8 protein-coding genes are annotated in these 15,257 nt (G+C 64.8%); 6 read left to right on the top strand and 2 right to left on the bottom strand.

Annotation, left to right across the window (positions count from 1 at the left end; translation table 11 throughout):
- Nucleotides 1–320 precede the first annotated feature (320 nt).
- Nucleotides 321–869: a GNAT family N-acetyltransferase gene (locus GNK13_RS17525; protein ID WP_164103848.1), complete on the bottom strand. Its 549-nt coding sequence runs from the start codon at nucleotides 867–869 to the stop codon at nucleotides 321–323.
- A gap of 558 nt (nucleotides 870–1,427) precedes the next feature.
- Between GNK13_RS17525 and miaA the strand changes: the two genes are divergently transcribed.
- The 4 genes from miaA (at nucleotide 1,428) to tnpA (ending at nucleotide 4,757) form a co-directional block, all read left to right on the top strand.
- Entirely contained in the window at nucleotides 1,428–2,387 is a 960-nt protein-coding gene (gene miaA, locus GNK13_RS17520) for a tRNA (adenosine(37)-N6)-dimethylallyltransferase MiaA (protein WP_164103847.1), read from the top strand.
- Nucleotides 2,388–2,668: 281 nt separating this feature from the next.
- Entirely contained in the window at nucleotides 2,669–3,010 is a 342-nt protein-coding gene (locus GNK13_RS17515) for a phosphoribosyl-ATP diphosphatase (protein WP_164103846.1), read from the top strand.
- Complete coding sequence (gene hisG / locus GNK13_RS17510) at nucleotides 3,007–3,861, top strand: ATP phosphoribosyltransferase (RefSeq protein WP_164103845.1); 855 nt, start codon at nucleotides 3,007–3,009, stop codon at nucleotides 3,859–3,861. The genes GNK13_RS17515 and hisG overlap by 4 nt, the downstream gene beginning before the upstream one ends.
- Nucleotides 3,862–4,295: 434 nt before the next feature.
- Nucleotides 4,296–4,757, top strand: a complete 462-nt coding sequence (gene tnpA / locus GNK13_RS17505; RefSeq protein WP_164103844.1) for an IS200/IS605 family transposase — start codon at nucleotides 4,296–4,298, stop codon at nucleotides 4,755–4,757.
- A gap of 452 nt (nucleotides 4,758–5,209) precedes the next feature.
- On the opposite strand, the gene GNK13_RS17500 is transcribed toward tnpA, so the two are convergent.
- Nucleotides 5,210–10,342 (bottom strand): Ig-like domain-containing protein, encoded by a 5,133-nt coding sequence (locus GNK13_RS17500; protein ID WP_164103843.1) that lies wholly within the window; start codon nucleotides 10,340–10,342, stop codon nucleotides 5,210–5,212.
- A gap of 676 nt (nucleotides 10,343–11,018) precedes the next feature.
- On the opposite strand from GNK13_RS17500, the gene GNK13_RS17495 reads away from it, so the two are divergent.
- Nucleotides 11,019–12,596: a BBP7 family outer membrane beta-barrel protein gene (locus GNK13_RS17495; protein WP_164103842.1), complete on the top strand. Its 1,578-nt coding sequence runs from the start codon at nucleotides 11,019–11,021 to the stop codon at nucleotides 12,594–12,596.
- Nucleotides 12,597–12,708: 112 nt separating this feature from the next.
- Nucleotides 12,709–15,246 carry a hypothetical protein gene (locus GNK13_RS17490; RefSeq protein WP_164103832.1) on the top strand — a complete coding sequence of 846 codons (2,538 nt, stop codon included), beginning with the start codon at nucleotides 12,709–12,711 and terminating at the stop codon, nucleotides 15,244–15,246.
- Nucleotides 15,247–15,257: the final 11 nt, after the last annotated feature.

The raw sequence follows: 15,257 nt of genomic DNA, 5'->3' as shown, positions 1-15,257 counted from the left end.
CGGGGGCCGGGGGCCGGGGGCCGGGAGCAGGATGCAGATTACAGGGTTTGAGATGCGGGGTTCAGGGGGGAGGGGGCCACGGAAAGACACGGAACAGCACGGAAGTCGCCGCAAGGATGTTGTAACTCTTGCTTCTTTCTCTGCGATCTCAGTGTGCTCTGTGGCTTTATCCCTTCCGCCGTTGTGCTCGGCTGAGAAACACCGTCGCCTACGGCTTGCCGTTAAACGAGTTTTTCGCTCAGGCCCCCCCTCGTTCTTCCGTGCATTTCCGTGTCCTTCCGTGGCCCCTTCCATACCGGCTCCCGGCTCCCGGCTCCCGGTCAAGCTACTTCGGCGGCTTTGAAGACGGTTCGGGAGTTTCGGAATCCGAGGCGGGTGTAGAGGCGGACGGCGGCGGTGTTGTCGGTGGTGACTTCCAGATGCATGCGGGTGAGCCCGGCGCGGCGGAAACCTTCGACCGCTTTGGCGAGCAAGGTCGTCCCCAGCCCGAAGCCGCGATGGGGGGCGGTGATCCCCAGGTTCTGCAGCGCCCCCCAGCCCTCGAGCTGCAGCCCTTGGACGGTGCCGACCGGCTCGATCCGCCCGCCCGGCGGAGCATACCGCAGCAGCCAAGTCGATTCGGGAACGAAAGTCGCTCGCCGCGTGATCTCCCGCATCAACCGCAGGCAGCCATCCCGCCGCCCCAAGCAGGGGAAGACGTTGGCATCGAGCTCGCAGCAGAAACTGGCGTACTTGGCCGCGGCATGGTCCCGCAACAAACCCTCGTCCCAAGGGACCAGCGCGTACCCTTGCGGCAACGGCGGCGCCGCGAACGGCGGCCGCTCAAGGTCCAACTCCATGCGAAAGCGTTTGAAGTAGGTCAGCGACATGGGAGGGGGAAGGGGAAAGGTTTCAGGTTTCAGGTTTCAGGTTTCAGGGAGCCACGGAAGGACACAGAAGGGACACGGAAGGGGAGGGGACGTTGAATACTCGTACTCAGCGGAGCGGTACTCGTACTCGTACTCGCGACCGGGCCTGGCCCCGCCGACCAAGCCCGCCGGAGAGAGCAACCAAATTTGCTCGCGGTCGATTCGTGAGGGAGCTCCGAGCCACAATGTTCGAGTACGAGTACCGCTTCGCTGAGTACGAGTACCGCTTCGCTGAGTACGAGTACGAGTACGAGTACGGGTACGGGTACGGGTACGGGTACGAGTATTCATGCACCAGCTCCCCTTCCGTGCTCTTCCGTGTTCTTCCGTGGCCCGTATTCTTCCGTGGCCCCCCACCACCGGCTACCGGCGACGCGGGATCCCGGCATTGGATTTTACCCGGTTCCCTAGTCGATCGGAGGGATTTGGTTAGGCTTTTGCGGGAGTGGGCCGACATTCGGTGATGTCTCTGCCAGCTGTGAAGTCTCTGCCACGTTTGAAGATCGCGCCGTTCGCCCCATGTCCTCGGACCGCCTTTTTCCCTCCCTGATCGATCGCTGCTGGTTTCTCGCTGGGCCGACCGCCAGCGGCAAGTCGGAGGTGGCAATCGAGCTGGCCGAACGACTCGGCGGCGAACTGCTGTCGCTCGACTCGATCGCCGTGTACCGCGGCATGGACATTGGAACGGCCAAGCCGACCGCCGCCCAGCAGGAACGGGTGCCGCATCACTTGATCGACTTGGCCGCTCCCGACGAGGAATTCAGCGCGGCGGCTTATCTCGAAGCGGCCCACCGCGTGACGGCGGAGATCGAGAGCCGCGGGGCGACGCCGATCTTCGTGGGCGGCACGCCGCTGTACATGAAAGGTTTGCTGCGCGGCTTCTTCGTCGGGCCTCCCGCCGACTGGGAGTTTCGCCGCGCGGTCGAGGAGGACCTGCGGGCTCACGGGGCGGAGGCTCTCCATGCTCGGCTCCGGCAGGTCGATCCGCTGAGCGCTCATCGCTTGCCGCCGGCCGACGTGCGACGGATCACGCGAGCGCTGGAAGTGAACTACCTGACCGGCCGGCCGCTGAGCCACTACCAGGTCCAGTTCGAGCAGGATCGAGCCGCCGAGAGCTGTCACGTCTTCGCCCTGCGGCTCGACCGCCCCACGCTGCAAGGACGGATCGAAGCTCGCGTCGAGGCGATGTTCGCCGCCGGGCTGGTCGACGAAGTGCGGCAGCTCGAGGCGGCAGGAGGGCTGGGGCGGACAGCGGCTCAGGCGGTCGGCTACCGGGAAGTCCTCGAACATCTGGCCGGCCGAGCGACGCTCGCCGAGACCGTGGCCGCAGTCAAACTGCACACGCGGCAGCTGGCCAAGCGGCAGGAGACGTGGCTCCGCAGCCTCTCCGAAGTCCGCTTCATCGACATCGCCGCCGACGAACCGGCCCAAAGCATCGCCGAGCGGATACTGGCCCGTACGTCAGCCTTTCCAGGCTGACAATTCGTAGCACAGCGATCCATGGCGAATCGTACTCGTACTCAGCAAAGCGGTACTCGTACTCAGCGCAGCGGTACTCGATCTTGCGAGGGTTCGGTCGCTGGATGTGCGGCTTCGAGTACGAGTACGAGTACGAGTACCGCTTCGCTGAGTACGAGGAGGAGGAGGACGGGGCGAGTCCGAACGCCTTATCCTGCGTTCCTCCGACATAGCTAGAAATGGGTTCGTCCATTACATTACGCCCTCTCGGGTTTTGGCAATTTTGGCGAGGTAGGGCAGGCATGAGCGGGTCGGCGGAAGTTCTCGAGCGGTTGATGGCGACGGTGGAGAAGCGGGTCGCCCAGCTGCCGGACGGTTCGTACACCACGAAGCTCGTCCGCGGCGGTGTCGAAGCGATCGGCGCGAAGATCCGCGAAGAGGCGGAGGAGGTGGTGGAGGCGGCCGCCGAGAGCGACGAGGCGGGACGCGCGCACCTGGTCCACGAGGTGGCCGATTTGCTGTTTCACACCATGGTGATGATGGCCCATCGCGGGATCGATTGGTCCGACGTCGCCGCCGAGCTCGCGCGACGCGAGGGTGTTTCGGGACTGGAAGAAAAGCGGCGCCGGGGAGGCGTGCAATGACAGAGCGTTTGAGGATCGGGGTTCCCAGCAAGGGACGGCTCAGCGATTTGGCGATCGACCTGCTGCAACAGGCTGGGCTGCAGTTTCGCCGCCAGAGCCGCAGCCTGTTCGCCCGCGTCCGCGGACTGGAGGTCGACCTCACCTTCCTTCGCACCGACGACATCCCCACCCTCTGTGGCGAGGGAGCGATCGACATGGGGATCACCGGTAGCGATCTGGTCGCCGAAGCGGCGGCGGACGTTCAGGAGCGGATGCGGCTCGGTGTCGGCCGCTGCCGACTGGCGATCTGCGTCCCCGAGGAGTCGCCGGTGAAGAGCCCCGCGGATCTGGATGGAAAAGCGGTCGCGACCAGCTTCCCGAGAGTGACCGACGCGTACTTCAAACAGCACGGAGCGACGACCCACCTGGTCTCGCTGAGCGGCTCGGTCGAAGTGATGATCCAGCTGGGAGTTGCCGAGGGAATCGTCGATCTGGTGGAAACCGGCAGCACCCTGGTCGCCAACCGACTGCGGATCCTCGAGGAAATCGGTCAGTACGAAACTGTACTGATCCAAAACGATCGCGTCCGCGATCCGGAGACAGCCGAACGCTTGGTGCGGCGACTCGAAGGGGTCGTGATCGCCCGCGACTATTCATTGCTCGAATACAACGTCCCGAGGGTCCAATTGGCCGAAGCCGAGAAGCTGACCCCCGGGTTCAAATCGCCCACGGTCAACTCGCTGGAAGACCCCGAGTGGTGTGCCGTGCGGGCGATGGTCCGCAGCGACCGGGTGATCGACACGATGGAACAGCTCGAAGCGATGGGCGCCTCGGCGATCATCCAGACCACGATCGCCAACTGCCGGCTGTAGAGCGGCGGTAGGGGCCAGTCCCGGAGGGACGACAGAGAATAGCCCAGGGCGTGAGCCCTGGGATACGTGCTGGTGCGAGTGAGGATCCGCCAGTCCCGGAGGGACGACAGAGAATAGCCCAGGGCGTGAGCCCTGGGATTCGTCGTCCCAAAATGACCGCAGCCCCGGAGGGGCGACATTGCGGCGTGAGGCAGTTTCAGGTGTCGCCCCGCTAGGGCTTGGGGGTCTGGGGCTAGGGGTTTTAATTCGCCCCGCCGACCAGGGGCTCACGCCCCTGGCTATTCTATGCCGCCGCTCCGCGGCTGGTGCGCGTGAGCGGCTGGTGCGCGCGAGTCAGGCTGGAAAGCCTGACGTACACCACCCCCCTGAAAGGAGTGTCACTGCTATAGTGTGTGCGACTTCTCGTTCCCTGCCGCGCACACGGGAGAACGGCCGTGGCCAATACGTTTACCAGCTTGTCATACCACGTCGTGTTCAGCACCAAGTATCGATATCGGATGATCAGCGACCAGCTGGCACCCGAGTTATACAAGTACGTTGGCGGCATCCTCAGGGAACACAATAGCCAGCCCGTCGAAATCAATGGCGTCGAAGATCACATCCATATTCTGACGAGCATCGCGCCGACCATTGCCGTTTCGGATCTAGCGCGAACCGTAAAAGCAAACTCATCCAAGTGGGTCAGAGAGAATCACGCACGGAAGTTTGCGTGGCAGAATGGCTATGCCGCGTTCACCGTTAGCATTTCCCAGTTGGAAACCGTGCGCCGCTATGTCGCCAACCAGCACGAGCACCATCGCAAAATGTCGTTTCGCGAAGAGTATCTAACGCTGCTTCAAAAACACCGCATTCGATATGAGGAAAAATACGTCTTCGACGAGGAACATCTGGGGTGAGGTGTCGCCCCGCTGGGGCTAGGGGGGCCTTTGTCGGGCACCGCCAACCAGGGGCTGACGCCCCTGGCTATTCTATGCCGCCGCTCCGCGGCTGGTGCGTGTGAGGATCCGCCAGCCAACCAGGGGCTCACGCCCCTGGCTATTCTATGCCGCCGCTCCGCGGCTGGTGCGTTTGAGAGCATCCGCCAGTCCCGGAGGGACGACAGAGAATAGCCCAGGGCGTGAGCCCTGGGATTCGTCGTCCCAAGTTTGAGGTGTCGCCCCGCTGGGGCTAGGGGGTCTTAATTCGTACCGCCAACCAGGGGCTCACGCCCCTGGCTATTCTATGCCGCCGCTCCGCGGCTGGTGCGCGTGAGTCAGGCTGGAAAGCCTGACGTACGCCAGCCCCCCCGAAAGCCAACCAGGGGCTGACGCCCCTGGCTATTCTATGCCGCCGCTCCGCGGCTGGTACCTTACAGCTCGCTGGCGAGGGGGTTGGCGAGCCCTTCCTCTTCGTCCTGCTCGTCGTCGCCAGCGTCGGTGGTTCCGGCGAAGGGGCTTCCGAGGTAGGTCATGCTCGTTTTGCCACTGCTCGGGGCGAGCGAATCGGCGACGGGCGAGTCGTCGGCTTGGCCGAGATCCTCGAACACGGCATCGGCCGCTTCGCCGAACGAGCTGGAGCTTGAACCGGAGCCGCTCAGCGAGTTGTCGAGCGGAGGTGCCAGTTCGCCTTCGCCACTTCCCCACGACGCGGTGCCGCGGTTCAGGTAGTTGACCACCTGCAGCGCGTCGATCGGGCTGATGTGGTTGTCGCCGTTGACGTCCAAGAAGTAGCTGCTTCGCAACATCCCGCCGGCTTCCCCTTCACCCGAACCACCGCCGCGGTTCAGTTGGTTGACGACCAGCAGCGCGTCGATCGGCGAGACCGCACCGTCGTCGTTCACGTCCCAGCGGTTCACCGGATTCTGCAGCAGCGACTCGCCTTCGCCCGAGCCACCCCGGACGATCGTCAGATTCGCCACGTCGTAGCTGATCCGGTTGATCGGCACCGTATTGGGCGGATCGAACAGCAGCGTATCCTGGAAGGGCGAAACGTCGGCCGGGTCGGCCACGAGCCGCAGGTTGCCTGGGGCCAGGGCCACGAAGGAGATCGTCGCCAGCTCGACCGGAGCACCGGCGAGCGGGTCGGCGGAACCTTCGAGGGTGGTCTGGAACGTGCCGAACTCGTTGATCAAGCCAGGGATCAGAGCATCGCCGACGGCCGGATCGGGATCGAAATCCTCGCCGAACTCGACGTCAAAGCCGAGCCGATTGCCGGTCGTGTTGGTCGGCTCGGCCAAGCGGGCGTCGTACAGCACGTCCATGTAGGCGGCGAACACTCCCAGATCGAATCCGACCGGGCCGGTCCGAGCGTCGCGGACGGTAATCTGCAGCTGGAACGTTTCTCCGACTTCGACTTCCGAAGTGGGGTTGCCGGCCGCATCGAGGACTTGGAATTCAAAATCAGCCAAGTAATCGATCAGCGACGGATTGACCGTCACGGTGACTTCGGCCGTGCTCTGGATTCCGCTGTCCGACTTGATCGTGTAGGTGAACTGCTCGACTCCCGAGAAGCCGACGTTGGGTCGATAGGCGATGAAGTCATCGCTCGGGTTATCCGGAGTTCCATTGTTGTTCAACGATACGAAGCCGTTCGAGGCGGTACCGACGCTGACGATCGTGTTCGCTCCCGGGGCTTCGGCGTTGTCATTGGCCAGCACGTTCAGCCGCGCGTTGGAGGCCGAGGTGATCAGGTTCCCCTGCGAATCGAGGCCATCGGGGAACGAGTCATCGACGGCGAAGGTGAACGGTGCTCCGGAGGGCACGATCGTCAACTGGGTGCGGCCAAAGCGGATTTGGCGCGGCTCCAGTTCGGTGCTGGCAGCGTGGAGCACCGTATCGCTGACCGCGTCATCGGCCGGGTCGGTGATGAACTCGGCGATCCCGGGGCTGACCGCTCGCAGCGTCAGGGTGAACAGTTCCTGGGGACCGTCGAAGGTTTCGATCGGATTTTCTTGGGTGGCTCCGACTTCGTTGAGCAACCCCGGGGTGTCGAGGTCGCCGTTGCGGATCCGTTCGAAATCTTCGCCAAAGCTGATTTCGAAGGGGAATTGGCTGTTCGGATCGGTGCTCGGCACCGCCGAGACGAGCCCATCGGTATACAGCAGGTCGAGGTAGGCCGCGTCGAGTCCCTGCAGGGCGGGGCTGATGTTGCGGAGGTCTTCGACCAGCACGCGGACCTTGAACACCTGCCCCGCCTCGATCGTCTGAATCTGGGTGACCCCGTCGGCGGCCAACGTCTGCACGAGGAAAGCCGCTTCGTCGTCGTTCTGCGAGCCCGGCTGAAGGTGCACGGTGACGGTCGCCGCACTCGTTTTGCCGGCGAGATCCGAGACGGTGTAGGTGAACTGTTCGGTGCCGGTGAAGTTGGTCGCGGGCGTGTAGATCAGCCGCTGGCGATCGGTGCTGATCCGCACCGTGCCGCCGTTGCTCGTCGCCGAAGTGGCGATGATCTGGTTTCCGCCGGCGATGCTGGGGATATCGTTCGCCAGCACTTCGAGCGTCTGATTGGGCACGCCGCTGGGCAGATTGAAGGAGTCGTCGACAGCGATCGGCTCGGCCGACTGGAAGACGACGTTCAGATCGACCGTCGCAGTTCCGGTGACGGTGCCGGTCTCATTGGTGACGGTGTAGGTGAACGAGTCGGGACCGAGGGTGTCGCTCCGCGGGGTGTAGAAGACCGAGCGACCGTCGGCGGCGATGACCACCGCTCCGAGCGTTCCGCTGGTGTCGACCGAGGTGATCGTAAGCGGGTTGAAGTCGGGATCGAAATCGTTTGCCAGCACGTCGAGCGGCACCGAGACCGAGCCGCGGGGGATGTCGAATTCGTCGTTATTGGCGACCTCGGGTGTTTCAACCAGCGTGACCTGATAATCTTCGACTTCGCCCGAGCTGATAAAGCCGGTCGGGCCAGCACCAGGAGTCGGGCTGAGCCGGAATCGGGCGTAGGTCGTGCCGATCCGAGCCGAAGCGGGCAGACTGAACTGCAACGTCTGGGTCGTGCTGCCGGTGAACGGCCGGTCGGCGAGGATCCGCTCGCCCGCGTCGTTCCAGTCGCCGTCCTGGTTCAAGTCGAGCCAGGCCGAGAGGTAACCGGTGGAGCCGGTGGTGTTGGTCACCGTGACGTCGATCACGTTGGTGGTCGAACCGGGCGAGAGGGGCGACCGCTGAACCACGCCATCTTCGTCGTTCGAGCCATTGAGGTTGTCGCCGACCGCACCGATCGAGGGCTGGCCATCGGCCTCGGCGTCAATCAGAGCTCCGAGGGCGAACCCTGGGGTCACTCCATGAGAAGCGCCATTGTTGGCCGTGAGCGTGGGGTAGGGGGCCGGAGCGTCGCCGAAATCGAGCACCGACTGGTTGCCGAAGTTGTAATTGTTGGTCAGCAGCGTGCCGTTGAACACGACCTCGTGCTCGCCCGTCTCCGGGTAGGTCTGCAGCATGCCCGGCTCGACGACTTCGCGAATCGTGTAGGTCCCCGGGCCGGGGAAGTTGATCGAGTACGACCCGTCGGCCTTGGTCACCGCCCGCGGCTCGCCGAGGTCGATGCGGTTGTCGCCATCGAGGTCGAGGTAGACGTAGACGCCCGCGATCCCCGGTTCGCCGGCGTCGCGAATCCCGTCGCCGTTGAGGTCGTTCCACTTGAAGCCGGTGACGTCGGAGACGACCCGGTTGAAGCCGAAGTCGACGTCGGCACTGCCGCCGAGGGCGACCGTAACGCTTTTCGAAGTGGTGGTGGCGGCGTAGCCAACCGGCGTGACTGCAGCGATCGTGACCGTGCCGGGAGAGACGTCGAAGCTGTAATTCCCCGCGGCGTCGGTGACATCGGAGAATTCTCCCGCATCGAAGCTGCCGTTGCCGTTGAGATCGGCATAGACGGTCACTCCGGCCAACCCTCCCTCGCCGCTGTTCTGCAAGCGATTGCGGTTGATGTCGTTGAACACGGTGCCGCTGACGTTCGCGCCATTGGTGCCGCTGGCCAAACTCCAGGCCAACCAATCGGCGCTGTCGTAGTAGCCGTAGTCGACAGCGGCGGCCCCCGGGTCGAAGAAGGCGGAGCCGAAGAACGTCGTCGCGTCATCCACCGTTCCGACCGTGCCGTCCGCGGCTCCATCGGCCGCGAGCACGACGTCGACCAACGTCCGCATGATCAAACTTTGAGCTTCGGCACCCATCTGATGCCACAGCCCGAACGTGTGCCCCGCCTCGTGCGCGATTACATGCGCCAGAACGCGACCGGCAAGCTCGATCTCCGAGACTCCGGCGGTGCGAGGAATCCCTGGGAGCAACGCCGGAATGTTGCCGGCGAAAACTACCGAAGTCTCTTCGGTGTTGAAGTTTCCGACGTCGATGCTTTCGGCGATCCCCAGCAAGCCCTCGTTTCCAGGCCCGCCGGCATCGTTGACGTCGCCACCGATAATCACGCGGCTGACGTTCGGCAGCCCCCACGGATCGGCGTGGTCGCGGCTGTTGAGCAGGATCAGGTTGTAGTCGCCGGGGTTCCCCGACTCCGGCAAAAAGCCGTTGGCCACCTTCAGCCCCGCCGACTCGAACTTGGCCTTCGTGCTGGCGATTGTCAGATCGATCAGCCGGTTCAGGTCGGTCGGCTGCAGATTGAACTGGGGCAGGTACTGCGAGAGCGGCTCGAGGAACGCCCGCGGCTGACTCGGGAAGAACGGGTAGGAGTTCAGCAGAGCCCCGTCAAAATCCAAGAACAGGATCTGCGAGTCGCCGACTTCCTGTTGCTCGAGCACCGGGCGGAAAACCCGCAGGTCCAGGTTGTAGAGCCCCGAGAAGCCGGTCGTGGAGATATAGTAGCGGCCGTCACGCGGAATGACGTACGACATGTTCGCATTGCCGCCGAACAACAGTTCCGATCCGGCAGCCAGCTGGCCTTGATCCTGCATCGACAGCATTAGCAGGTCGCCGTCGCTGGCGTAGAGATCATTGCCATCGAGCAGCGTGATGTTGTCGCCGCCGGTAATGCGGGCACTGAGAATGTCACCGCCCCGGAGATCCAGCGCGTAAAAGTCTTCGTCGGCACGGCTGACAAAGCCGTTGGCGTCGGTCACGGGAACATAGGTTCCGCCGATCGCGAACGCGGGAGATTTCCCTGGGGCAGTGCCCAAGTTGATCAATTGAGCATCGCGGCGAAACTCGTTGACCCCCGTCTTCTCGACCTCGGGAATCGGCGTCGCCGTGCCACCATTGCTACCAGCGGAGCCGATGCCCCCCGGTCCGCCCAACGCGCTGACGCCCGCTGCGTAATAATTGGTGCGGTTGTTTTTCAGGGTTTCGAGGTCGCCCATGTGGGCCACGTACTCGGCACGCTGGGCCGGGGAGGCGAACATCCCGGTCAGATAGGCGAGGTCGGTCGCATCGCCCGCCATCAACTGCCGCTGCTCGAGGCTCTCCATGAGTAGCTGGCGCCGCGACAGAGAATTCCGCTGCTGAGCGGAACGGCGAGAGACGGGACGACCTTGGGTCTGCTTGTTAGCTCGCTTCACCTTAAAATCCCTGTTCGACAGAACCGGTTGGGGCCACGGCGTGGGCCGCTCCCGGGCGCGGCGGTGTCGACCAGTGACACCGGAACCCGGGGAGCTTGATCGTAACTATATAAGCCAAAAACGGCGCGCCCGGCTTCGCTTACGCAACCAATCCTGCGTAAAACTAGGCAAACCCGGGACATTGGGAGGAGTATTGCGGTCGATTCTAGTTCCACCCCAAAGGGTGTCAACAAAACGTCTCCTTCTGACGCTCGAACCGCGAGGCAAGTTCCATGTGTCCAGTCCGGTTTTAGCGGTTCCCCTCTTTTTCCGCTTGACACGCTCGAATTGATCAAACCTCCGGGTCCGGTCGTGCCGATAGTTCAGGCGAAGGCGGTTTCCACCGGTCGCATCAGTTCTTTCGCGCAGCCTCCCTCAAGCGGGGATCCAGCGGCGGAAGAGTCAGGGTGCGAGCCCGGCGGAGGCCGCAGAGCAAATTCACTTGGGGGGTGACAGCGCGGCCGAGGTTCGGGGCTCCACAGCGAGATCCGGCCGCGGTCGTTGCGGCAGCGAGTTTGGAAAAGCTTGGACCGGCGGTGCGCCGAAGCGCACCACCGGTCCCAGCTGACCGCTGTCGATGCGCCCCAACTTTCGGACATGCGTATTAACCGGCACCGGGGCCGCGGAGACAGTCGTGATGTTGAGAACGAAGCTTTCGCTCAGCCGAATCCTGCCCAACGTGGCGGCCTGCTGTGCCATGATGGTATCCACCGCCGTGGTGGCGGCCCCGCCGAGCAACTCGGGAGCGGGCGAACCGGACTACGAGGCGAGCGGGTTCATCGTCCCGGCGGGCTACGCCGGTCTCAATCCGGCCGCGGCGGGGCAACCGATTCCGCCGGGAGCTCCCTACGGAGCGACGCCGATGTATGAGGCGGGACCCGCTTATCCGAATCCCTCTTACTCGGGTCCCGCTCCCGTGGCTCCGGCCGGATACGCCGCGAGCGTTCCCTGTGACGGGTCGTGCGGCGGCGGCTGTGGCGGCGGCGGTTGTCCGCTGGGGCTCGGCCGTGGCGGCCTGCTCGGGCGGCTGGGAAGCTGCTTGGATTGCGGCGGCTGTGGAATGACCGTGATGGGTCCCTGCCATGGCTGTGCGGGGGGTCGGCTCAGCGGACTGCGTCACCTCTGCCTGTTCTGCCAAGGAAGCGGCTGCGGAGTCTGCCAGTCGTTCGGCCGCGGGCATCTGCTCGGGGCACTCGCAGCCCTGGCGCCGTACACCGAAGCAGGTCTGGGGGCTCAGCGGTGGTATGACATTTCGGCCGAAGTGCTGCTGCTCTCGCTCGACACCGACCGCGGTAGCCGCCCGGTGACCAGCCTCGGGCCGGCCGGTCCGATCGTGCTGAGCACCGGCGACGTGCTGAACGACGACCTGGAAGCCGGGATGCGGCTCTCGGCCGCCTTCATCTGCGGAGCGGGGGGGAACGTCGAAGTCACCTACATGGGGCTGAACGAGTTCGGCGACACGGCCAGCGTGAGCGATCCCGGCGGAAACCTGTTCTCGTACATCTCCGAGTTTGGGACCGAGCCGGTTGGTGGGTTCGACGACACCGACCGCTCGCTGTTCCAAGGGCTCGGTCTGGAAAGCCGCTTCCACAGTGGCGAAGTCAACTACCGTCGCCGCTGGGTGGGCCCCTACTCGCGGTTCCAAGGCTCGTGGCTGGCCGGTATCCGCTACGTCGACTTCGACGAAGACTTGCTGTACCGCACCGAAGGGCTGAACAACGACACGGTCGAAGCCGACGACCTGCGGTTCTTCCAGGGGAACTTCAAGACGCGAAACGCGATGACCGGTTTCCAGCTCGGTGGCGACCTGTGGTGGAACGTTTACCCGGGAATCAACGTCGGGATGGGGCTCAAGGGTGCCGCCCTCGGCAACCGCAGCACCTTGGAGACGAACCTCGAGTCGAACTCGATCGGCCCCGGCGGCGTCGCCTTCCCGCTCGGCTACACCAGCCGAGACGCCGACTCGGGAACGGCCTGGCTGACCGAGTTCAACGCCACGGCGATCTACCGCTTCGCCTACTCGTGGTCCTTCCGGACTTCCTACTACGTGGTCAACGTCGACAACGTTGCCCTGGGAACCACGGCCCTCGATTCACCCGAGCTGATCTTGGCAGTCGGTAATAATCCGATGACCACTCCGGAATCGATCCCGGTCAATAACAACGATGAGTTCACGGTCCAGGGCGTCTCGTTCGGTGTCGAGTACCTCTGGTAGCGGTGGCAATCGATAGCGACTTGGTTCACACCCATCACTGACATTCCCGCGAAAAGCGGCCGTTCGAACTCTCCCGGAAGCTCGAGCGGCCGTTTTTCTTTTGGCAACATCGATGAGCAACGAGCGACTGAACCACCAGCGAGAGAATCAGGCGAAATCCTGGCCCCTCACCCCGAGCCACTCCCCCGCGAGCCATTCCCCCGCGAGCCATTCCCCCGCGAGCCATTCCCCCGCGATTCGCTCCGCGGCGGGAGCGAGGGAGCATGGTGAGACGCCGCCGAGGTGGCACATCGTTCCACCTACTTCCGCCGAGGAATCGCCCGCCGCGGACGATGGGAGCCGACCCACGCTCCGGATCGAGTGCAAGACGCCCGAGCTGGCCGAGCTGGTCCGCCAGATCGATCGGCACGCAGGGCTTGGCCTGCTGGTTGAATCCGACGCGGCCTCGGCCTCCGCGGCAAGTCGCTCGATCGAATTCCGGCAACCGCCGGGTGAGCCGCTACCGCAGTTGATGGAGCGGCTCGGCTCGCGGCCCCCGCCCGTGCTGGTCGACGCTTGGTGCCACCAGTTGGAGCAAATCGAGGCGACGCTCGATGCCGCGGAGTTGCCGTTCGCCGAAGGCTGCCTCGACGATCTCCGCGTCGACAGCACGGCGCGGCTGCACCTCGCCAATCTGCCGCTGCGGATCGCCGATTCGATCTGCCAAGCGGAACCGGAATGCGAACGCCGAGGCTCGCTCGCTCCGTGGCTCCACAGCCAGCAGGAGATCGATCTGGGCGGTTTCGATTTTCTGCTCGAAGCGATCGAGAGCCTCTCGCCGGCCGCGCCGCTCCCACCCTCGACGACCGCCTCCAGCAACGCCGCCGCCGATGGAGACGGCGCACCTCAGCGCGAGGGCGCACCTCAGCGCGAGGGCGCACGTCCGCGCGAGGGGGGGCCTCAGCCCGAAGGGGCCGCCGCAGTCGCTGGCCTCCCGCCGATGCTCGAGCCGCAGACGACTGTGGCGGAAACGCCGAGGGGCAGCCAAGGCGGGCTCCGAAGAAGCGGTCCCAAGGCTTCGCGGCTGTGGTTCGCCGGAGCGACCGCCGCTGCGATCTTGGTGGCCTTGGCGGTGTTTTGGAGCGGGGGAGGGGAGGCGGCGCCGAGCGGCGGTGAGTCGGACGCGGAGCAGCGGGAAACGGTCTCGCAGGCGCATCCCCAGCCGCCAGTGGACGAACCGAAAGTCGAACCGAAAGGCGAACTGGCGGACGAACCACCGCTCCTGCGGCTGACCACGCGAGACGCTGCGGCGAGCCCAGAGGCCCGAGGAGCAGGGGACGCCCGAGGAGCGGGGGGCGCCCGAGGAGCAGGGGGAGAAATCGACGAAGCGGCATCGCTGTTGGCCGCCGGCCCGCTGGCCGAGCCCGCGAAGCCGGAACCAACCAAGACAGAATCCACGCAGACAGAGCCCGCTAGATCGCTCACCGAATCGCTCACCGAATCAGGGCCCGCGGAGACGGTCCCCGCGGAGACGGAGTCGACTGCGGGCAGCCCCTCCGAGCCGTCCGCTCCGGCGTTCGACCTGCCGCCGCGTGAGCGAATCGAGCCGGTCGAAATTCCAGCACTCGCCGACCTCTCTCCGGCGGCGATGGCCGGGGCCGTTCTGCAGTCGCCCGATGGAGACGCGACGTGGCGGCTGACGACGGACAGCAACGCTCCCGGTCCTGGGGGCGCCACTTCCGAAGCCGCCGAGTGGCGAGTGGTCAGCGAGGACGCCGAGGGGACGCTTCACACGGTGGCGGTCATTCGCCGCACGTCCGCGGCCGGATCCTCGGAAACGCGAGACTCGCAGTGGCGATGGGCATGGACGGCGGACGCGGCCGGTTTGCCGAGGGCCGAGCAGCTGCGGAACGCTCGGCTGCGGATCGGCCAGCGGATGATTTACCTGCGACGCCCGGTAACCGCCGAGGCGGTGCGGATCGTTTTCGACCAGCCTCAACAGAGCGGCGAGTGGTCGCTTCCGGCTGCCGCCGCCCCTCGCCGCAGCCGATTCACGCTCGTCGCCGCCATGCCGCAGAGTGCTGATCGGGCGAGCGTCTCCACGGACGAGGCACCTGCAGCCGGGGCACCTGCAGCCGAAGACCGTCAGCCGCTGGCGATCGAATGGCTCGAGCCGATTGCTGGGGAAGCGGAGCGGAGCGTGCAAGGGTTGGCGGAGATTCGCTCACACGAGGATTCTCCAGTCGCGGTACGGGTCCGCTTCGAAATTCGCGGCGGCCGCAGCATTGCGTGGGAAGTCCAGACGGCAGCCGCGGTCGATCCGCTCTCACCGTGGCAACCGGCGAGCCGAGCGGGAATCAGTGAAGCACAGGACCGGCTGCATGCTCAGCGGACCGAGATCGAACAGCTGCTGCGGACCATCGAACAACAGTATCCTCGGATCGACGACCGAGAAGCGAAGGCAGCGATGCGAGCCCGCCGCGAGACGCTCGAAGACCGACAAGTGCTGCTCGAAGACTGGTCCAAGCGGCTGGGAGACTTGCAAGTGCTGATGGCCAGGATCGCCGCCGAAGTGCAGTGGCAGCTCGAGCTACGCACCGAATGGCCGGAGGATAGAGAGGGCGGAGAAGAGGAGGGGGGAGCGAGTCAGGTGATTTTTGTGAGCGGGTAGGGGGTTCTCTA

The organism is Candidatus Laterigemmans baculatus (genome assembly GCF_010367455.1).
Lineage (GTDB): Bacteria > Planctomycetota > Planctomycetia > Pirellulales > Pirellulaceae > Laterigemmans > Laterigemmans baculatus.
Note: the sequence above shows the minus strand (reverse complement) of the source record. Positions and strands in the feature narration are given on the sequence as shown.

Excerpts from the sequence above, each read along its gene's own strand:
- GNK13_RS17525 (WP_164103848.1), bottom strand. The coding sequence starts at position 869 with ATGTCGCTGACCTACTTCAAACGCTTTCGCATGGAGTTGGACCTTGAG.
- miaA (WP_164103847.1), top strand. The coding sequence starts at position 1,428 with ATGTCCTCGGACCGCCTTTTTCCCTCCCTGATCGATCGCTGCTGGTTT.
- GNK13_RS17515 (WP_164103846.1), top strand. The coding sequence starts at position 2,669 with ATGAGCGGGTCGGCGGAAGTTCTCGAGCGGTTGATGGCGACGGTGGAG.
- hisG (WP_164103845.1), top strand. The coding sequence starts at position 3,007 with ATGACAGAGCGTTTGAGGATCGGGGTTCCCAGCAAGGGACGGCTCAGC.
- GNK13_RS17495 (WP_164103842.1), top strand. The coding sequence starts at position 11,019 with ATGTTGAGAACGAAGCTTTCGCTCAGCCGAATCCTGCCCAACGTGGCG.
- GNK13_RS17490 (WP_164103832.1), top strand. The coding sequence starts at position 12,709 with ATGAGCAACGAGCGACTGAACCACCAGCGAGAGAATCAGGCGAAATCC.